This window comes from Aureibaculum flavum (assembly GCF_016406085.1).
Classification (GTDB): Bacteria; Bacteroidota; Bacteroidia; order Flavobacteriales; family Flavobacteriaceae; genus Aureibaculum; species Aureibaculum flavum.
Map to the genome: position 1 here is coordinate 348107 of NZ_JAEHFJ010000002.1, position 20930 is coordinate 369036.

Below are 20930 nucleotides of genomic sequence, written 5' to 3' on the forward strand. Positions count from 1 at the left end.
TATATTATGAAATACGGACATTTTGATGATGCTAACAGAGAATATGTAATTACAAACCCTAAGACTCCTTATCCTTGGATAAATTATCTTGGTAATGAAGATTTTTTCTCATTAACCTCAAACACAGCTGGAGGTTACACCTTTTACAAAGATGCCAAATTCAGAAGATTAACTCGCTACAGATATAATAACGTCCCTGTAGATGATGGTGGTAAATACTTTTATATAAAAGACGGTGATACGGTATGGTCTCCAGGATGGAAACCTTCTAAAACAGAACTAGATAGTTATGAATGCCGTCATGGTATGAGTTACACAAAATTCAAAGGCTCAAAAAATGGCGTAGAGACTGAAGTTATTCAGTTTATACCGCTTGGATTTTGGGGAGAGATTCAAAAAGTAACCGTTAAAAACACATCTTCAGAAGTTAAAAAATTGAAATTATTTTCTTTTGTAGAATGGTGTTTATGGAATGCTGAAGATGATATGACCAACTTTCAAAGAAATTTTAATACAGGTGAAGTTGAAATTGAAGATTCTGTAATCTATCATAAAACTGAATTTAAAGAAAGACGCAACCATTATGCATTTTACTCAGTTAACCAACCTATACATGGTTTTGATACCGATAGAGAATCATTTATTGGTTTATATAATGGTTTTGACGCACCAGATGTTGTTACCGAAGGAAAACCTAAAAACTCTGTTGCTCATGGCTGGTCACCAATAGCATCTCATTATATTGAAGTTGAGTTACAACCAGGTGAAGAAAAAGACTATGTATTCATGTTAGGTTATGTAGAAGTTGATAAGGAAGATAAATGGGAAAGTAAATCAATCATTAATAAAAAACCTGCAAAGGAAATGATTGCCAAGTTTGATACTGTTGAAAAGGTGCAAGCTGCTTTAGATGAACTCAGATCCTATTGGGATAATCTTTTAGGTAAAATAAATATCCAATCTAACGATGATAAATTAGATAGAATGGTAAACATTTGGAATCAATACCAATGTATGGTTACCTTTAATATGTCTCGTTCTGCTTCATTCTTTGAATCAGGAATTGGACGAGGAATGGGATTCCGAGATTCTAACCAAGACCTTATTGGGTTTGTACACCAAATTCCGGAAAGAGCAAGAGAACGTATTTTTGACATTGCCTCAACGCAATTTGAAGATGGCTCGTGCTATCATCAATACCAACCTTTAACTAAGAAAGGTAATTCAGCCGTTGGAGGAGACTTTAATGACGATCCTTTATGGTTAATCCTTTCAACGACAGAATATATTAAAGAAACAGGTGACTTTTCTTTATTAGATGAAATGGTGCCGTTTGATAATGATGCCTCTAAAGCAAAACCACATTTTGAACATTTAAAAGTGTCTTTTTACCATGTTGTTCATAATCTTGGTCCACATGGACTTCCTCTTATTGGAAGAGCCGACTGGAATGACTGCCTGAATCTAAATTGTTTTTCAGAAGACCCAAATGAATCTTTTCAAACTACAGGAAATAAAAAAGATGGAAAAGCAGAGTCATTAATGATTGCTGGTCTTTTTGTAGTTTATGGTAAAGAATATGTAAAATTATGTCGCAGAATAGGAAAAGAGGAAGAAGCTAATGAAGCTGAAAATCATGTAAACAATATGATCGAAGCTGTAAAAAACCACGGATGGGATGGCGATTGGTATTTGCGTGCCTATGATTATTATGGAAACAAAATTGGATCTAATGAAAATGAAGAAGGAAAGATTTTTATAGAATCTCAAGGCTGGTGTACTATGGCCGAAATTGGAAAAGAAGAAGGAATGGTTGAAAAATCATTAGATGCTGTTAAAGAACATTTAGATTGTGATTATGGTATTGTTTTAAATAGCCCTGCTTTTACAAAATACCATATTGAATATGGAGAAATTTCAACATACCCTGCTGGTTACAAAGAAAATGGAGGCATTTTTTGTCACAATAATCCATGGATAATGATAGGAGAAACAGTATTAGGTCGAGGTGATCAAGCTTATGACTATTATACAAAAATAGCTCCTAGCTTTTTAGAAGATATATCAGAACTGCATCGCGTTGAACCGTATGTATACTGTCAAATGATTGCCGGTAAAGAGGCTTTTAAGCCTGGAGAGGCTAAAAATTCTTGGCTTTCTGGAACTGCTTCTTGGAACTTCTTTGCAATTACTCAATATATATTAGGGATTAAAACTGATTATGATGGATTAAACATTAATCCTTGTATTCCAAAAAAATGGGATGGTTTTAAAATGAAAAGAGATTTTAGAGGTGCTACCTATCATATAGAAGTTAAAAACCCTGATCATGTTAGTAAGGGAATAAAATTAATTAATGTAAATGGAAAAGCTATCGATTCTACTATCGTTCCTATCCTAGAAAAAGGAAAAGAACATACTATAGAAGTAATCATGGGATAAACTATTAAAAATATTACAAAATGAACACATTCATCATTCAAAGACACAAAGTAATACATTCTATAATTGCTTTGTGCTTTTTACTAAGCTATTCGCTTACAAACGCTCAACAATCAAGCAGTATTCATTCAAAAAATACTGAAGTAAAAATTGACAGTATAATTTCTTTATTAACATTAGAAGAAAAGGTATCGCTAGTCCACGCTCAATCAAAATTTAGCACTCCCGGAATTCCTAGATTAGGGATTCCTGAAATTTGGATGTCAGATGGACCACATGGTGTTAGAGGAGAAATTAATTGGGACAATTGGGGCTATGCAGATTGGACAAATGATTCAATAACAGCATTTCCTGCTTTAACTTGTCTTGCCGCAACCTTTAACCCGAGTCTTTCCAATGATTATGGAATAAGTGTTGGTGAAGAAGCACGGTATAGAAAAAAAGATATCTTATTAGGACCTGGAGTAAATATTTACCGCACACCTTTGAACGGACGTAATTTTGAATATATGGGTGAAGACCCTTTTCTTGCCTCAAAAATGGTAGTTCCTTATATAAAAGGAGTACAACAAAATGGTGTTTCAGCTTGTGTAAAACATTATGTTCTTAATAACCAGGAAGAATGGCGTGATCATATAAATGTAAAAGTAAGCGAAAGAGCGTTGCATGAAATCTATTTACCTGCCTTTAAAGCTGCCATTATGGAAGGCGGTGCATGGTCGCTTATGGGTTCATACAATAAACACAACGGACAATATTGTAGTCATCATGATAAATTAATCAATACAATTTTAAAAGGTGACTGGGGTTTTGATGGTGTTGTAATTACCGATTGGGGAAGTGCACATGATACCAAAGAGGCAATTCTTAATGGATTAGATATTGAAATGGGTACAGGAACTGACGGTTTAACTACAAACCAAAAAAATGCCTATGACAATTATTATCTGGCGTACCCTTTTTTACAATTATTAAAAAGTGGTGAAATTGACGAGAAATATGTAGATGATAAAGTACGAAGAATTTTAAGGTTGATGTATCGAACAACCATGAGTTCTAATAGACCGATGGGTAGAATGAATAATGTGGAACACCACGAAGTTGCAAGAAAAGTAGCTTCTGAAGGTATCGTATTATTAAAAAATGAAAACAATTTCTTTCCTATTAAAGATGATAAAAATATAACTATAGCTGTGATTGGTGAAAATGCCACACGTTCTATGACTATAGGTGGTGGTTCTTCAGAATTAAAAGCACAGTTTGAAATTTCACCATTGGAAGGCCTTAAAAAAATCTACAAAAACGCAACTATAATTCATGCTATGGGTTATGCCTCAGGACCATCTGCTTATGCGAAAGTGCTACCATCTACATTAGATGCTGAGAAACTTAAAACAGAAGCTATTGCTACAGCTCAAAAAGCGGATATTGTTTTATTTGTGGGTGGATTAAATAAAAATCACCATCAAGATTGTGAAGGTGGTGACCGGTTAAAATTCGGACTTCCTTTTGGTCAAGAAGATTTAATCGATGAACTTTTAAAGGTTAACAAAAACATGGGTGTTATTCTAGTTAGTGGTAACGCTGTAGAAATGCCTTGGTTAGAGCAGGTGAACGGATTAATGCAATCGTGGTATTTAGGAAGTATGGCTGGTCAAGCCATTGCTGATGTTGTTATAGGCAATGTAAACCCTTCTGGTAAATTACCTTTTTCTTTTCCTAAAAAATTAAAAGATAATGCAGCTCATTTTTATGGTGATATTTCTTATCCTGGCGACTCTATTAATCAAGAATACAAAGAGGGAATTTTAGTAGGCTATAGATGGCACGATACTAAAAAAATAAAACCATTATTTCCTTTTGGATTCGGATTATCATATAGTTCTTTTGACTTAACCGACATTACCACTGACAAAAAATCATATACTCCTAAAAGTCAAATTAAAGTGACTTGCACGGTATCCAATACTGGGACTAAAGATGGTGCCGAAGTAGTACAAGTATATGTGGGTAAATCTAAATCTAAAGTCCAAAGAGCTTTCAAAGAACTGAAAGGGTTCAACAAAGTAAATCTCAATGCTGGTGAACAAAAAACTATTGAGATTTTAATAAATACTGATGACCTTTCTTTTTATAATGAATCTACTGCCAATTGGCAACTTGAAACTGGCAATTACTACATTTATGTGGGTAACGCCTCAGATCATATCACAAAAAAAATTAAATTCACAATTAACTAATAATCATCACATGAAAATCAACTTTAAAATCACCGTATTCCTACTCCTATTTATGGTTTCAGCAATTGGTTGCGAAAAAAAAGAAGAAGTAGAAGAACAAGTTAATGTAGAAACATTAACATTAAAAAGTGCATTTTCAGACGACTTTTTTATTGGGTCTGCCGTAAATGATAATCATATTAACGGAAAAGACACGCTGGCTTTACAATTAATTGGAAAAGAGTTTAATACACTTACACCAGAAAACATTATGAAATGGATGAATATTCATCCTGAAGAAAATACTTTTAATTATGACATGTCTGATCAATATGTGGCTTTGGGTGAAAAAAACAACATGCATATCGTTGGCCATACTTTAGTTTGGCATAGCCAACTAGCTCCGTATATAAATACGATAAGTGACAGTGCTACAATGGCTGACAACCTTAAGAGTCATATTAACACAATAGTTGGTAAATACAAAGGAAGAATACATAGTTGGGATGTTGTAAATGAAGCCTTAAATGAAGATGGTACCTTACGAGAATCTATTTTCTTAAAAGTAATGGGTAACGATTATATTAACTATGCTTTTCAACTTGCTGCTCTGGCAGATCCAGCAGCGGAACTAAATTATAATGATTACAACCTTTGGAAACCTGAAAAAAGAGCAGGTGTAGTTCAACTCGTGAAAGACTTACAAGCAAAAGGCACAAAGATAGATGGCGTTGGCATGCAAGCACATTGGAGCTTAGAAGGGCCATCAATTGAGGATATTGAAAACAGTATTCTTGCCTATTCAGATTTAGGTGTAAAGGTAATGTTCACGGAATTAGATGTAACCGTATTGCCAAATCCATGGGATTTAAATGGAGCGGCAGTGGAACAAAATTATGATAAGTTTGAAGGAGATCCTACGATGAACCCTTATCCGAATACATTACCTGATTCAATACAAAACAAACTAGCTAAACGATATGAAGACATTTTCAACTTATTTTTAAAACATAAAGATAAAATAAGCAGAGTAACTTTCTGGGGAGTACATGATGGCCAATCTTGGCTCAATGACTGGCCTATAAAAGGAAGAACAAATCACCCGCTTTTATTTGACAGAAAATTGAATCCAAAAAAAGCGTATCAACAAATAATAGGGCTTAAAAAACAAAACTAATCAACACATAAAATTATGAGTTCTATTTCACAAAAATTATCCATAAAAGAAAAAATAGGCTATAGCTTAGGTGACCTTGCCGCAAACTTGGTTTTTCAAACGCTAATGACTTACCTCGCCTATTTTTATACCGATATTTATGGGCTTGAAACAAATCATGCCTCGGCTATTATTCTAACAGTAGGTTTGGTTGCCGCTTTCGGTTTTAATCCAATTATAGGAGCACTTGCAGATAGAACAACCTCTAAATGGGGGAAATTTAGACCTTGGATATTATGGACAGCTGTACCGCTTGGAGTTGCGGCTCTTTTAGCATTTAGCACACCTGATTTTGAGTATAAAGGCAAGGTTATTTACGCCGCAGCAACGTATTCTCTTTTGTTATTACTATATGCTGCTAACAACTTACCCTATTCCGCATTAAGTGGTGTAATTACCGGTGATATGGGAGAGCGAAATAGCTTATCATCATATCGATTTGTAGCCGTAATGTTCGCTCAATTTTTTGTGCAAGTATTCATGCTACCTATCATTGAAACAGCTGGTGCTGGAGACAAAGCGGTTGGTATTGAAATTGTAATGACTTGGCTAGCTATTATTGGTACTATTATGCTCATCATAACTTTTCTAACAACAAAGGAACGTGTAATACCTAAACCTGAACAAAAATCGAGCTTAAAAGAAGATATTGGTGATTTAACCAAAAATAAACCATGGATTATCATGTTGGTTTTAACAACCTTAATTTTTATTACTCTCGCTATGAAGGGCGGTTCGTATGTATATTATTTTAAAAACTTTGTTGATGCTAAAGAATTAACTTCTTTTATTAGCCCAATATTAGATTTTTTAACTAGCATAGGAATTAACTTCTTTGGAGAAGACCCAGTTTCTGCTGGTTTTGGTCTGTTTAATGCTGGTGGAATTATTTTTATGATTGTTGGTATCGGTTTATCTAAAAAATTAGCAGATAAATATGGCAAAAGAGATGTTTTTAAAGTGTTCTTATTTATATCAACACTATTTATTATTTTCTTTTATTTTTTCTCCTCAAAATCAGTGGAGTTAATGTTTATCTCTCAAATATTCCATGGTTTTTTCTATGGAATTACAATTCCGTTACTATGGGCGATGATCGCAGATGTTGCTGATTATTCTGAATGGAAAACCAATAGAAGAGCTACAGCCATAATTTTCTCCGCCATGATGGTTGGTTTAAAAGGTGGACTAAGTATTGGTAGTGCATTATTAACATGGATTTTAGGTCTTTATGGCTATGTTACAAAAGAATTAGCTACTGCTGGCGAAGCTATTATACAACCTGATAGTGCCATACAAGGGACTAAAATGCTCGTAAGTATTTACCCTGCAATTCCTTTTCTAATAGGTGTTGGACTTTTGTTTTTCTATGAAATAAATAAAAAAATGGAAGTACAAATTGAAACAGATTTAAATGAACGAAGAAATTAAAATTTAAAATTATGCCAGAAGAAAGTATAGAACATATCGATTTTGATGCTTTAAACAAAAAAGCGATCTCTCAGCCCCTAGTCTCACATATTTATACGGCTGATCCATCGGCACATTATTTTAATGGGAAAATTTATATATACCCTTCACATGATGTTGATGCCGGAGAAGCCTTTGATGATCTTGGAAGTCATTTCGCCATGGAAGACTATCATGTAATTTCAATGGACAGTATTGACAGTAAAGCTATAGACAATGGCATCGCCTTACATGTAAATGATGTACCATGGGCAGAAAAACAAATGTGGGCTCCTGATGCTAATGAAAAGGATGGTACTTATTATTTATTTTTTCCAGCGAAAGCCTATGATGGCATATTTCGTATTGGTGTAGCTACAAGTTCATCACCTACTGGTCCATTTAAGGCTCAACCTAAAGCTATTAAAGGGAGTTTTTCCATTGACCCTGCTGTTTTTAAAGATGATGACGGAAGCTGTTATATGTATTTTGGAGGCCTTTGGGGCGGACAATTACAGCGATGGAGAACTGGAACATTTAATGCTGCAGAACCTGATAGTCCCACTGCCTTTCTTCCTAATGATAATGAACCTGCATTATTACCCTATGTTGCTAAAATGACGGATGACTTATTGGAATTTGCAGAAAAACCTAAAACAATAGAAATTGTAGATGAAAAGGATGCATTATTATTAGCAGGAGATAATGAGCGTCGCTTTTTTGAAGCCGCTTGGTTACATAAACATAACGGAAAGTATTATTTCTCTTATTCTACCGGTGATACGCATTTTATATGTTATGGAATTGGTGATAATCCCTATGGTCCGTTTACGTATAAAGGAAGAATATTAAATCCAGTTGTAGGTTGGACATCGCATCATTCGGTTTGTGAAATTGAAGGAAAAACCTATTTATTTTACCATGATTCTTCTTTATCTAAAGGAGTAACACATTTAAGATCAGTAAAAGTTGCTGAAATTACCTATTTGGAAGATGGAACAATTGTAACATTAGATCCGTATAAAGATTGATAAAAACATAAATTTAATTTTATGAGAAAAGTTATACCATTTCTAATCATCGCAATTGCATTGTGGAGTTGTAATACCAAAAGCAAAGAAAACAATACGACCCTACAAAAAGAAATAGAACAAAGCTATTACAATAATCCAATTTTGGCGGGTTGGTATCCTGACCCTAGCATTACGGATGATGGTAAAGGAAATTATTACCTTGTTAATTCTACGTTTTCGTATTTTCCGGGCATCCCTATTTTTCATAGTACGGATCTAGTAAACTGGAAACAAATTGGTAATGTTTTAGATAGACCTGAACAATTAGAATTGGAGGGTTTAGGAATGTCTAGAGGAATTTTTGCCCCAGATATCAGTTATGATAATGGTATTTTTTATCTTACCTGTACCGTAGTTGATGGCAAAGGTAATTTTGTAGTAACCGCAGAAAATCCAGCAGGTCCATGGTCTAACCCCACTTACTTACCTGAAGTTAATGGTATTGACCCTGCCCTATTTTTTGACGATGACAAATCATATATTATTTATAATAGTGATGCTCCTGATAACAAACCGTTATATCAAGGTCATCGTACCATTAGAATGTTTGAATTTGATAAAGAAAATTTAAAAGTAGTTGGTAAAAATAGAATACTAATTAATGGAGGTGTTGACATTTCTAAAAAACCAGTATGGATTGAAGGCCCAAGAATGTATAAGTTGAATGGTTATTACTATTTAATGGCAGCAGAAGGAGGAACTTCAGTAGACCACTCTGAGGTAATCCTGAGAAATAAAAACATCAATGACGAATTTATACCCTATAAAGACAATCCGATACTTACGCAAAGACAATTAGATCCCAATCGAAAAGACCCGATAACATCCGCTGGACATGCTGATTTAATTCAAACTAAAAATGGGGAATGGTATGGCGTATTTTTGGCTACAAGAGATTATGAAAACGATCATTACAACACGGGTAGAGAAACCTTTTTAGCTCCTGTAAAATGGGTTAATGATTGGCCAATCTTTGATTTAGATGGTGAAACTATTAAATATCAATATCCATTACCAAAAGGTGTAAAAATCAACAAAGAACTTTTCAAGCTTAATGGAAACTTCACTTATACTGAAAATTTTGACAATGATAAATTAGGTTATAATTGGATGTTCTTAAGAACTCCAAAAGATACTTGGTATAGTCTAGAAGAAAAGAAAGGTTATTTAACCATAAACACAAGGCCAGAAACACTATCTGGCATAAAAAATCCGAGTTTTATTGGGCATAGACAGCAACATTTAAAAGGTTCTGCTAGTGTAGCGATGGACTTTTCCACTCAGACTCCTAATGAAAGTGCAGGTTTAGTTGCCTTTCAGAACGAAGCACATTTTTACTATTTATGCAAATCAATTAAAAATGGCAACCCTGTTGTTGAATTGATAAAAGGCGGTGAAAAAGAGCCGACCGTAATTGCTTCTGTTGATTTACCCAAAACAACTTCTACAATCCAATTAAAAATAGAAGCGAATGTAGACACCTATAACTTTTCTTACGCTATAGGAAACGACTGGAAAATCCTTGCAGCAAATAGTGACGGGAAGTACTTAAGCACCAAAGTAGCGGGCGGTTTTGTTGGAGTTACCTTAGGGATGTACACCACTTCAAATGGAAAAGAAAGCATTAATAAAGCGTATTTTGATTCTTTTACCTATACTGGAAATGATGCTATCTATGAAAATTAATTGATTTTTTTAATGTATTAATATCATCGTTTTTATAACAATAACTCAGACTTTCGAATCCGTAAGTTTGAGTTACTTGTTTATATCAACAGCATAAATAATTCCTGAGAGCATGTCAGGAACGAGTAATCGTTTGTTATGTTCTTCTAAATAAAAATCGGCCGCCGATTTTAATCCGTCAATCAACACAGTGGCTTCTTCTGTTTTTCCATTTATTCGCCACACTTTTCCTTCACTCCAACTACTCACATAATAATTACCTGCACTGTCTTGCTCTATACCATCCGCACCCCTAAACACACCTTTTAAAGGTGTTAAATTACCTCCTTTGTTTACCAACACATTTCCTAGAAAAAATGAAGTAACCATAATATTGTTATTATTATCCAGCCCTACGCCATTTGGATTCAACATAAGAGGTGATGTATCTTGCACCAAAGACACTTTCCCTTGTAAATCTACATGGTAAACTCGACCTAATTCTGGTACTAGCTTTGCCTCATCACTATCTAAAGGCCAAAGGTTGTTCTTTTCATCTCGCATATATTTGGTTGCTCCCATATCTACCACGTAAAAACCTTTAGCATCCGCATCAACGGCAACATCATTTAAGTACAATACTTCTTTTGGAAAATCCTCTTTTTTCACAAAAACACTCGTTTTTCCATTCTTGTCTACTTTCCAAACGCAATCTAGATCTGAAAAATAGAGGTTTCCCTCTATAAATACAATCCCCTTTGGTTCATCAAACCCTTTTGCAAATACACGTACTCCCGCTTTTGAAATTTCAACAATCTCACCATCTCCTTTCTCTTTGCCATTCATTACAGATACATAATAATTATTATTAAATCCTTTGGTTATACTTTCAGGTTTAATCCCCACTTTAACAGGAAATTTAATATCAGACTTAACATTACATGCTACTAATAAAAACAATAGAAAGAAAAATGATAAAAATTCTAGGCTCCCTTTACGTTTTCTTAAAATTTGAATAACTACTTTTTTCATATTCATTGGAATAAAATTTAACAAAATTATTTTAATACATAAACTGATAGGTCATTTCAGTACTTTCATTTGTTATACGACCACTAAAAACAACCCTAAAAAAACGAACTTTTAAAAAATAACAACCAAATAATTTATTTATTAAGTGTCCAGTATATTGCACCAAAAATGTGATTCAAAAAGTTTTTGTCTTTATACGTCTCAGGTTTATGACCTAAAGCTGTGTAAAACGATCTTCCTCCTTCATACTCCTGACACCATGAAATAGGATGTTTCTCTCCCATACCTTTTAACGGAATATCATCATAACCCGCAGTAAAATCATAAGAAGCTTCATCAACAGTCAATAGAATATTTAGTTTATCTAAATTCATATTTTCAAAATTATACCACTCATCACTACGAAGCCATTTCTTTGGCAGATGCCATGTTGCAGGAAAATCAGTATTCTCTACGTTTACTATTGCTGCTTGTAATTTTGGATGATTCACAAATTTTGCTCCAACAAGACCATCAAACCAAGTATTATCGTTTTCACCATCTGCAGTTCCGTGTATGCCAACAAAGCCTCCGCCTCGTTTCATAAATGCTTTTAAAGCATCCATATGTTTTGTAGTCAAAAAATTGGCATTGGCGTTCATAAATATAACTACATCATATTCTGGTAATTTTTCTATAAGATCATCTGGCCTTTGTGTCCAATCAAACTTAAACTGATTTTCTGCTGCCATTTCTTCAAAAGCTTTAACCGCAACCGGGATGGTATTGTAATGCCAAGTATCATGTTGGGTAAATAATAAAACACTAAACTGGTCTTGAGCATTCGTTTTAATCATTGTAAAGAAAAATATAGTTAATAAAAGATACTTCATTGTAAAAGGTTTCATAATCAAATGTTTATTTTAATAATTCATAATAAATATATTCCCAAGCTAAACCAACACTAAATAAAGGCGGAAAGCTATATGCTTCAACTTCGGATAAGATATATTGAACTCCAGCTAATTCTTGATAGTTAAAAATATCTTTGAAATCTATTTTTCCACTTTCACCTAATTCTTTATAATCTTTTACATGCCAACTTATAAATCGGTTGGGATAGGCTTTAAAATAACTAACAGGATTTACACCGCCAACCTGCATCCAATATATATCCGATTGAAAATAGACATACTCAGGATTGGTGTTTTGAAGAAAATAATCATAAATGGTTACGCCTTCTACCTTTAAAAATTCATCAGCATGATTATGATACACAAACTTAAGTCCGTTCTCTTTACAAAGTTTTCCAACTTTATTATAATAATTAGAATACTCTTGAAGTTCTTTGATCGTCTTGATGTCTTTTAATTTACTATTTGAGGTAGATAGATATTCAACACCAGCTTTTTTATGGTCTTGTATCGTTTTATTCCACCACGTATTTATTACAGTATCATCATTTTTATCTTCGGGATCGAAAAAAGTCATAGAACCCAAAAATTTCATTCCTGATTTTTCAACCATAGCCTTAAACTGTTTTGGGGATTGACCGTAAAAACTACCATTTTTATATACAAAAGTTTCAACATAGCTATACCCCATTCTGCCTAACTGAACTAAGGTTTGTTCTGGGTTTTTAAGCATTTCTTTGTGAACAGAAACGAGCTGAATACCAATGTTTTTGTCTTTAGGATTATTCTTAATGTATCTGGTTTTCCATAAACTCTTTTCATTAGTATCAAACCCTTCTAATATAACATCCGTATAATTTTGAAAGTTAAAATCAACCTTCATTGTGTTATTACCATTAAGGTCTTTGTCTTGCATCGTCCATTTTTTTTCTGAAGCAAAGATTCCCTTTCCAGTAAAAAACACACCTTGTGTATTATGACCTGCAGCAAAAATAGTATCGGTAAAACTATCATAACCAATAATTTCATGAAGCAAAGGATTGTATTGGTTACTACTATCTTTTTGTAAAACTTTAACTGTGAGCGAATGATTATTAAAATTATTCATGCTACTCATTTTTATCTCTGGAAATTTTGCTACACTATCTGTACTGGGATTAACAGCACTTATCCATTGACCAGCGTATTGTCTTAGTCTATCTTTTTGAGACGATATACTGTCATTTTCTTGAGCAAGACCGACAAAAGCCTTTAGAAAAATAACTAAAAATATAACTTTTTTCATATGTTTTATTTATTATCAAGGTGAATAAACCATGACTTCTCCATTTCCGTTTTATATGCATCCAATACAAATGGATTTTTTTCTATACGGGCATCTTTCCAATCATGCCATGGAAAACCACTTTTGTTAGACCAATACACCCAATCCCAATTGATGTAGCAAAATGCTTTTATTCCTGGGTTGTCATGAAGCATCTTGAAAAAAGGTTTGAACCATTTATCCCAAGAAATTTGACCATCCAAAACTCCAACAAATCGTGGTGTGGATTCACCTATCATCACTGGTTTTTTATGTGCATGAGCGGCATCAAAAAAGTTTTGTAAGCCAATATGATCAAATTCTTCAGGGCTAAAAATATCAATACCCCACCAATCTACATATTCGTCACCAGGATAATATGCCATTAACTTTTCAAGCCCTATAAAGTCAGCCGAACCACCACCAGAACACCAAACCGTAGCCGATTTTATATTCTTTTCTTTAAATGCCTTTGAAATAGTTATGAATACTTTTTTAAAACTTTCAGGTGAATAGCCGTTCCAATCGCCCTCAAACTCGTACCCTATTCTGGTAAAAGAGGGTCTGTCTAAATCCAAAAGCACTTTATAGAATGCTTGTAATTGTTTTTCATATTTTCCATCAGCTACTTCTTTATCTAAGCCTGCCCCAGTATCCTTACCACCAGTAAATCCTAAACCAATTTGAGGCATTATCCCTTTGGGCAAACTGTCTAAAACATGTTTTAAATCTTCTCCCCAACGTTCAATCCTTTTTACGGGTGAGGTTATATTAACATATGTCATATAAATTGCAGGCATTTTATCTTGTCCAACAGCATTTACGTAATCCTTAAATCCATTTTTATCTTGACCTGCACCATGATAAATTCCTGTTTCGGGTTCATATTTAGCATTGTAATTAAAACGAGGTTTTGCCTCTTGACTAAATCCATTTTGCAAAAACAACAACAGAATAATTAAACTTACTTTACGCATAATTAATAAACTTTTAGTTTTATATTTTTTTAAAAATATGTTTAAATCAAAATAATTTGTGAGCTTTTTATACACTAGGTTACAGATTAATCTTTATCTAAATTCTTAATTTCAAATAATTCTTTTCTACTACGTTTTTAAAATCGTTTTTTAACAGCTCGGTAAATTGGCTATCAATATTCGCCATAGTCGCAATAATTAAAGTATTCGTAGACGCCACAGTATTTGAAATAGTATACTCATGATTTAAAAAACCACATAGATCTTTAACAATTTCTTCTTTAGCTACATTTAATATTGCTGCATTGCCAGTAAATGAAATTGAATTTAGGGTATTTTCATAGGTATTCAGTGACGCTTTATTTTCTATCTTTTGATACTATCAGCCCAAGGTCATAGCGATTATCAGTATATCTATTTAAACTTAAAAACGCACAAAGAAATATCAATAAACTTCTTACTTAATTTGTCCTATTAATTATATTTAAATGTCCGTTAGTTATTTTCCTTTAGGCCTTCTAAAAATCCAAAGTAAGCAGGTTTTTCCTTTAAATTTTCATCATATATACTCGGCCAATCGTTCAAATTAAAGAACCCATTAATCCATGTATCTCTATCTGTAAAATCCCAAAACGTAATTCCGTACTGTTGTTCTTTAGGAACAATAGTACGATACATTTTGGCAAGGTTCTTATATTTTTCTGCTTGAGCTTCTTTCATTTCGTCAGTCAATTCATCATATAATTGAACACCGCCTAATCTAGAATCGTCATGTGTATTAAAAATAATATCTACTTCTGATAAATGTATTTTCAAACCTGTAGCTGCCGCTTTTTTTAAAGCATTTGCTATTGTTTCATCAGGAATATCCATTCGAATATGCATTTGAAATCCAATTCCAGAAATAGGAACTCCCTGTGCTTTTAATTCTTCCACCATTCGAAGTGTTCCATTTAATTTAGCAGTGTCGCGTTCAATATTAAAATCATTATAGAATAATACAGCATCAGGATCTGCTTCATGAGCATAAGTGAAAGCCTTCGCTATATAATCTTTACCCATCGCTTTATACCAGATTGTTTCTCTATAGGCTCCACCTTTCGTTTCTAAACCTTCGTTTACCACATCCCATCCATGTACTTTACCCTTATATCTACCCACATATTTATGAATATATTCTTTCATAAATTCAGCTAACCACAAACTGTCTTTCTCTGCCTTTTCTATCACCCATTTAGGTGTAGAACTGTGCCAAATTAAATTGTGCCCAAAAAGTCGTTGCTCATTCTTTTCTGCATAATTTAAAATACTATCAATTCTAGACCAATGATACGCTCCCTCTTTTGGAAGAATTTGATTCATTTTCATATCACTAGTTGCCGTGATACTATTAAAATTTGCCTTTTCTAACAGTTGTAGTTCTGAATCAGAAAGTAACGTTGTGATACGAACAGCGGTACCAATTGGAAAATTTGCGGCATCTTTCAAACCCTCTTGTGAAGGTTCAGACTCCTTGCAACCTGTTACAAGTAACAAAATAATTGACAACATTAATACCAAATTGTATACTTTTTTTGAAATCATCATTTTACTTATTTTGCTTTACATACTGTACATAGTCATCATTTTTTACCGAAATAATGTAATTATCACCTTTCACTTTAATTGTTTGGATATCTTTTACATCTCCAGGCATAAAAAAGCCACTTTCAGAGGCTGGAATAGCCTCAAATGCCCCTTTATTGTTTCCTTTTAAGTACAAGCCATAACTTGCATCATTACGAGGTGTTTCTACTTCAGACATATGAAGATTACCTGCCAATAAGACATCTAATGCACCATCCTTATCAAAATCGTCAATTAAAACTTTATTAACACTTGATACTTGAGCTTCTACTGGAAGTTGGTGAATCACAAATTTGTCTCCTTGATTTTCAAGATAAATACTAGCAAAAGATTTTACTTGATAATGTAAAGAAGCATTTAATGCTTGCTCTGAATAGATGTCTACCAAGGTGGCTTCGGAAAATGTTTCGTAATTTTCGAATTTCTTTTTTATTGATGGTATTTGCTGTGAAGAGCATCCACGGCCTCTTACGGGATATTGTTTTCCTCCATTATAATAACTTAGTACAATATCACTTTTATTATTTTTGTCAAAATCATTAACAAAAATATCAAAGGTTTCATTTTCATTTGCTTTGTATTTATAGTTTAATCCATTATTACCTAGGATATAATCCATATCACCATCATTATCAAAATCACCTTGATTGATACTCCACCACCAACCCGTGGTGTCTACGGTGAGCCCAAGCTCTTCAGAAACATCACTAAATCCTGTTTTGGTATTTTTAAATACACGAATTGGCATCCATTCTCCAACAACGATGATGTCTAACATCTTATCATTATTGTAATCTGTAATAACGGCACTTGTGGCCATACCCAAATCGGTAAATTCTTTTGGCATCATTTCAGTAAACACATCGAACTTTGCAATTCCATTTTTACTATTATTCTTCAGTAAATAACTACTTGCAGGTAACGGATAATTACCAGGAGTTTGACGCCCTAAAACCAATACATCTTCTTTACCATCAGCATCAAAATCTGCATGATATACTTTAGAACCACTGGTAATCATTTTAGGCAACGCACCTTCATTTGCTTTGGTGAAATTTCCTTTTCCATCATTTAAATACAATCTGTCTTGTAGATTTTTTGAATCAGCTTGATACTCATATCCTCCACTGACTACATACAAATCATTATCTCCATCTCCATCAGCATCAAAAATTGTAGCTCCAAGATCTTCGCTATTCTCATCGAAATCAAGAGTCGATTCTTCAAATCCACTTTCATTTTGTAAGAAAATAGCTCCTTTTTTACCTTTAGAAGCACCAATGTAATAATCTTCTAAGTTGTCATTGTTTAAATCGCCTACAGCTAGAGCAGGACCAAAAGTTGACATTTTATGTGGTAATAGTACTTGGGTTTCAAAATCGTCATTGATATTCTCTTCATGTTTATAAGATGGAAATAGAGTACTATTATCCGTCATAAATAATTTATCAATAGTTGTGACTTCTACCTTTTCTTCGGATGCTTCACTATGCTTTAGAACTATTGTTTCGTTGATGGTTGGATTCGTTACAACTTGTACTTTACCATCTGTCCAAACCACTTTTAATTCATCAATTTTTTCTACTTTACCAATTCCAAAATGTAATTCTGGAGCTACTGAAGATTGAAATCCTCTCGACAACGTCAGTTCTTGCATTTGTGTATTATCTCCAGTTTTCAGATACACTCTGTTCCCAATTCCCAATTTATTTTTAGAATCATCTTGAAATTTTACAGTAATATAATTATTAGCATTGGCATTATTATTCTTAAATAGTGAAGCATTATCATCTATATTATTTGTAACTATTTCTAAATCGCCATCATTATCTAAATCGGCATATACAACACCATTTGAAAAGCCTTTAAATTCTATACCCCAATCTTTATTGGTTCTTTCGAATTTCATATCTCCAGTATTCTTAAACATAAAATTGTCTATTTTTTCTGAAGGAATTTCTAAACTCAGTTTTAACATGGTATCATTTTCAACCTTAATATTATCTAATTTATTAAAGTAGTCATTATTGTTAATTTCTCTTCTTGTTCCATTTGAAATGAATAAATCTTTAAATCCGTCATTGTCAAAATCAGCAAATAAAGGACCCCAGCTCCAGTCTGTAGAAGAAACCCCTGCTAATCTGGATATATTTGAAAAGTATGGTACACCATCGTTAAAAACACCTGAGTTTACCTGAAGACAATTTTGCATATATTGATAATGAAAACCTGCATTAACCACATCCCAAAACAATTCAGGGTTCATACTTGCCATATTCGCTTTCTGTCTTGCATTACTATTAGCATCCATATCGTTTTGGAAAATATCAAGATTTCCATCATTATTAAAATCTGCTATATCAGAACCCATACCATAAAATGACGTATGGGCGGTAGCATCTTTAACCACTTCTTTAAAAGTACCATCTTGTTGATTCAAATACATAAAATCTGGTGAATTAAAATCTTGCGAAACATATAAATCTGGCCAGCCATCATTATTTAAATCGCCTACTGTAGCACTTAAGGTAAGTCCAAAAGCTTTTAAACCTGAAGCTTCGGTTACGTTAGTGAATGTATCTCCATCATTTCTGTATAAATGATTGGATTCAACATCTTTTACATTATCCATTTTGAACTTATACACAAAAGTCTGTGAAGTAAATTTGGTTGGAGGATAATTGGCAACATATAGATCTAAATCTCCATCTCTATCATAATCTAAGAAAGTTGCTTGTACACCATTCCCTATATCATTTAATTTATAGGCTTCAGCCATTTCCGTAAAAGTACCGTCTTGATTATTGATAAATAATTGATTGTTTTTAGGACTAAACTTACCTCCTACCGAACAGTAGATATCTAAGAACCCATCTCCATTAATATCTCCCATGGTTACACCCGTGTACCACCGATCATCTCCAGATACACCGGCCTTTTCTGTAATATCTTCAAATTCTAAATTCCCCTTGTTTAAATATAATTTATTTGAGACTTGGTTACCTGTAAAATAAATATCTATGAGACCATCATTATTGATATCTCCAGCGGCTACACCTCCTCCCATATACAAATAGGAATAGGAAAAGTAGTTTAAAGAGTCATTCTCTGTTAAATTGTTGGCAAAGTTTATTCCAGTATCAGACTCACTTAAACTGGTAAACATTTTTTCTTGGCTTGTTTTCTCTGATTCAGTACAATTTAATAATAACAAGACACCAAAGAAACTTACGAATATTTTAATTTTATTAATCATTTTAACAATTATAAATATTATACTTTTTTTGAATTTATTTTGCATTAAAGATAATTAATGTAGCTTTATTATGAGCTAAAAAAGCATCCTTTTTTGCTGATATTACAGTAATTTAGATTAACTATAATTAGTTGTTTAATCAATAACTATTTTTTAAATCCAACGTAAATTATTGATTTAATTACTATTCGAATTTTAGAGTAACACCATGGCATTTATTTTACTACAATAAACAAAAACAGCGTATTAAAATTTAATACGCTGTTTTCAAACTAACTCAATTACTATATTATTTTAAATATTAATAACCAGGGTTTTGATCTGCATCAGTCATATTTTCATTTGAGCTGATCTCTGCATCTGGAATTGGTAATAATTCACTTTTACCCGCTTGAAAATTAGTTCCAGCCAATTCAGTAGAAGCTATGCCCCATCTTATCATATCATTAAAACGAACTTGCTCACCAGCCAATTCTACTTTACGCTCATGAACTATAGCATCAAAAACTTGGTCTTTAGTTAGCGTTGTTGCTAACCCTGTTAAACCAGCTCTTAATCTTACTCTATTAATATAACCCACTGCATCTGCTTGTGTACCTATTTCGTTTTCACATTCAGCCATCATTAATAACACATCGGCATATCTTATAACTTTCATATTGATACCAGATTCTTGATCTTCATTGGCGTCTTTATAATAGTTCTGATATTTTTTCCAAACAGCTCTACGTTGCTCACCTGCAGTTACATCGGCAGCTGTAATTACACCACCTGCAAAAGTATCACCAACAGAATAGAAAGTATCAGCATATCTAGAGTCACCTGCTTCATACTCATCTAATAAGTCTTCAGATGGATATACATTAAACCAGTCATTAAAACCATACTCTTGCCCTCTAAAAGTAACTTCGTTTGGACCTGCACCAGAAACACTTGAATTCCATTTTGCACCTGCTCCTAAATCGTCATCAAATTCAATTTCAAAAATAGATTCAACCCCGTGCTCTGTTTCTTCTTTGAAATTGTCGAAAAAATTAGGTTCTAAAGAATAACCAGACAATTTATTAAATTCTGCCATTGCCAAACCGTGCTCACCTCTATATAAATACACTTTACCTAGTAATGCAATTGCCGCTCCTTTAGTTGCTCTACCTTTTTCTTCATCTGCCTTATTTAATAATGAAGTAGATGCATCTTGTAAATCTGTAATAATTTGTGCATATACAGCATCTGCCGAACTTTTAGGAAATCCTTCACCACTTTCAGAGATTACTGTAATTAATGGTACATCTCCATATCTAGTTACTAGAAGGAAGTAGTAAAATGCTCTAAGAAACTTAGCTTCACTAATAAACTTAGCTTTTGAAGCTGCACTTAAAAACGAGTCTGGAATTTCATTGATTGCTTCTTCATTACCTATTACGAAGTTAGCTTTATTGATTCCTCTAAAACAACTTTCCCAGTAGTCTCTTATTGGCCCATGACTTGAATCAAAAGAAAAATCTAAGTATTGTTTTTTATCCAATTCCAATTGAGGATTACCTCCATTTTCGTGAGCCATGTTATCCATCATAAAAAACATATGACGAACATACAATCCTCTTGTTTGAACATTGGCATATACAGCGTTCACCGCTGACTGTACCTGAGCTGCATTCTTAAAGAATGTTTCAGGAGACAATTGATTTGGATTTGTTAACTCCAAATCTTTTTCACTACATGCATTTACAAGCAATAGCATAGTGAAAATTGTAAAGATTATTTTATATTTTTTCATAA

The 20930-nt window shown here is 33.3% G+C and carries 14 protein-coding genes; 6 read left to right on the forward strand and 8 right to left on the reverse strand.

Features of this window, described 5'->3' with window-relative positions; all coding sequences use genetic code 11:
- The first annotated feature begins 6 nt into the window (after window positions 1–6).
- The 6 genes from JBL43_RS04875 to JBL43_RS04900 are packed head-to-tail and all read left to right on the forward strand — an operon-like array spanning window position 7 to window position 10085.
- On the forward strand, window positions 7–2442 hold the full coding sequence (locus tag JBL43_RS04875) for a glycoside hydrolase family 94 protein (protein WP_198840348.1): 2436 nt from the start codon (window positions 7–9) through the stop codon (window positions 2440–2442).
- Window positions 2443–2462: 20 nt separating this feature from the next.
- The gene (locus JBL43_RS04880; protein ID WP_198840349.1) at window positions 2463–4682 is read left to right on the forward strand and encodes a glycoside hydrolase family 3 C-terminal domain-containing protein; all 2220 of its coding nucleotides are present in this window, start codon (window positions 2463–2465) and stop codon (window positions 4680–4682) included.
- A gap of 10 nt (window positions 4683–4692) precedes the next feature.
- Window positions 4693–5838: an endo-1,4-beta-xylanase gene (locus JBL43_RS04885; RefSeq protein WP_198840350.1), complete on the forward strand. Its 1146-nt coding sequence runs from the start codon at window positions 4693–4695 to the stop codon at window positions 5836–5838.
- Window positions 5839–5853: 15 nt separating this feature from the next.
- On the forward strand, window positions 5854–7308 hold the full coding sequence (locus tag JBL43_RS04890; RefSeq protein WP_198840351.1) for an MFS transporter: 1455 nt from the start codon (window positions 5854–5856) through the stop codon (window positions 7306–7308).
- A gap of 11 nt (window positions 7309–7319) precedes the next feature.
- Window positions 7320–8357, forward strand: coding sequence for a glycoside hydrolase family 43 protein (locus tag JBL43_RS04895; protein ID WP_198840352.1), 1038 nt, complete (start codon window positions 7320–7322; stop codon window positions 8355–8357).
- Between the two features lie 21 nt (window positions 8358–8378).
- Complete coding sequence (locus JBL43_RS04900) at window positions 8379–10085, forward strand: glycoside hydrolase family 43 protein (RefSeq protein WP_198840353.1); 1707 nt, start codon at window positions 8379–8381, stop codon at window positions 10083–10085.
- Between the two features lie 72 nt (window positions 10086–10157).
- On the opposite strand, the gene JBL43_RS04905 is transcribed toward JBL43_RS04900, so the two are convergent.
- From JBL43_RS04905 to JBL43_RS04940, 8 genes are all read right to left on the reverse strand, one after another.
- Window positions 10158–11102, reverse strand: a complete 945-nt coding sequence (locus JBL43_RS04905) for an SMP-30/gluconolactonase/LRE family protein (protein ID WP_233098689.1) — start codon at window positions 11100–11102, stop codon at window positions 10158–10160.
- Window positions 11103–11230: 128 nt separating this feature from the next.
- Window positions 11231–11983 (reverse strand): ThuA domain-containing protein, encoded by a 753-nt coding sequence (locus JBL43_RS04910; RefSeq protein ID WP_198840354.1) that lies wholly within the window; start codon window positions 11981–11983, stop codon window positions 11231–11233.
- 10 nt (window positions 11984–11993) lie between these two features.
- Complete coding sequence (locus JBL43_RS04915) at window positions 11994–13274, reverse strand: sugar phosphate isomerase/epimerase family protein (RefSeq protein ID WP_198840355.1); 1281 nt, start codon at window positions 13272–13274, stop codon at window positions 11994–11996.
- A gap of 5 nt (window positions 13275–13279) precedes the next feature.
- Window positions 13280–14269 (reverse strand): glycosyl hydrolase, encoded by a 990-nt coding sequence (locus JBL43_RS04920; protein WP_198840356.1) that lies wholly within the window; start codon window positions 14267–14269, stop codon window positions 13280–13282.
- A 97-nt stretch (window positions 14270–14366) separates the two neighbouring features.
- Complete coding sequence (locus tag JBL43_RS20425; RefSeq protein WP_198840548.1) at window positions 14367–14639, reverse strand: alpha-glucuronidase family glycosyl hydrolase; 273 nt, start codon at window positions 14637–14639, stop codon at window positions 14367–14369.
- A gap of 125 nt (window positions 14640–14764) precedes the next feature.
- Complete coding sequence (locus JBL43_RS04930; RefSeq protein WP_233098690.1) at window positions 14765–15856, reverse strand: endo-1,4-beta-xylanase; 1092 nt, start codon at window positions 15854–15856, stop codon at window positions 14765–14767.
- Window position 15857: 1 nt separating this feature from the next.
- Window positions 15858–19151, reverse strand: coding sequence for a VCBS repeat-containing protein (locus JBL43_RS04935; RefSeq protein ID WP_198840357.1), 3294 nt, complete (start codon window positions 19149–19151; stop codon window positions 15858–15860).
- 301 nt (window positions 19152–19452) lie between these two features.
- Window positions 19453–20928, reverse strand: a complete 1476-nt coding sequence (locus tag JBL43_RS04940; RefSeq protein WP_198840358.1) for a RagB/SusD family nutrient uptake outer membrane protein — start codon at window positions 20926–20928, stop codon at window positions 19453–19455.
- Between the last annotated feature and the right edge of the window lie 2 nt (window positions 20929–20930).

Bases quoted from the DNA above. Each gene is read 5' to 3' on its own strand.
- JBL43_RS04875 (WP_198840348.1), top strand. From the start codon at position 7: ATGAAATACGGACATTTTGATGATGCTAACAGAGAATATGTAATTACA.
- JBL43_RS04895 (WP_198840352.1), top strand. From the start codon at position 7,320: ATGCCAGAAGAAAGTATAGAACATATCGATTTTGATGCTTTAAACAAA.
- JBL43_RS04885 (WP_198840350.1), top strand. From the start codon at position 4,693: ATGAAAATCAACTTTAAAATCACCGTATTCCTACTCCTATTTATGGTT.
- JBL43_RS04940 (WP_198840358.1), bottom strand. From the start codon at position 20,928: ATGAAAAAATATAAAATAATCTTTACAATTTTCACTATGCTATTGCTT.
- JBL43_RS04905 (WP_233098689.1), bottom strand. From the start codon at position 11,102: ATGAATATGAAAAAAGTAGTTATTCAAATTTTAAGAAAACGTAAAGGG.
- JBL43_RS04910 (WP_198840354.1), bottom strand. From the start codon at position 11,983: ATGAAACCTTTTACAATGAAGTATCTTTTATTAACTATATTTTTCTTT.
- JBL43_RS04900 (WP_198840353.1), top strand. From the start codon at position 8,379: ATGAGAAAAGTTATACCATTTCTAATCATCGCAATTGCATTGTGGAGT.
- JBL43_RS04880 (WP_198840349.1), top strand. From the start codon at position 2,463: ATGAACACATTCATCATTCAAAGACACAAAGTAATACATTCTATAATT.
- JBL43_RS04890 (WP_198840351.1), top strand. From the start codon at position 5,854: ATGAGTTCTATTTCACAAAAATTATCCATAAAAGAAAAAATAGGCTAT.
- JBL43_RS04920 (WP_198840356.1), bottom strand. From the start codon at position 14,269: ATGCGTAAAGTAAGTTTAATTATTCTGTTGTTGTTTTTGCAAAATGGA.
- JBL43_RS04935 (WP_198840357.1), bottom strand. From the start codon at position 19,151: ATGATTAATAAAATTAAAATATTCGTAAGTTTCTTTGGTGTCTTGTTA.
- JBL43_RS04915 (WP_198840355.1), bottom strand. From the start codon at position 13,274: ATGAAAAAAGTTATATTTTTAGTTATTTTTCTAAAGGCTTTTGTCGGT.
- JBL43_RS04930 (WP_233098690.1), bottom strand. From the start codon at position 15,856: ATGATGATTTCAAAAAAAGTATACAATTTGGTATTAATGTTGTCAATT.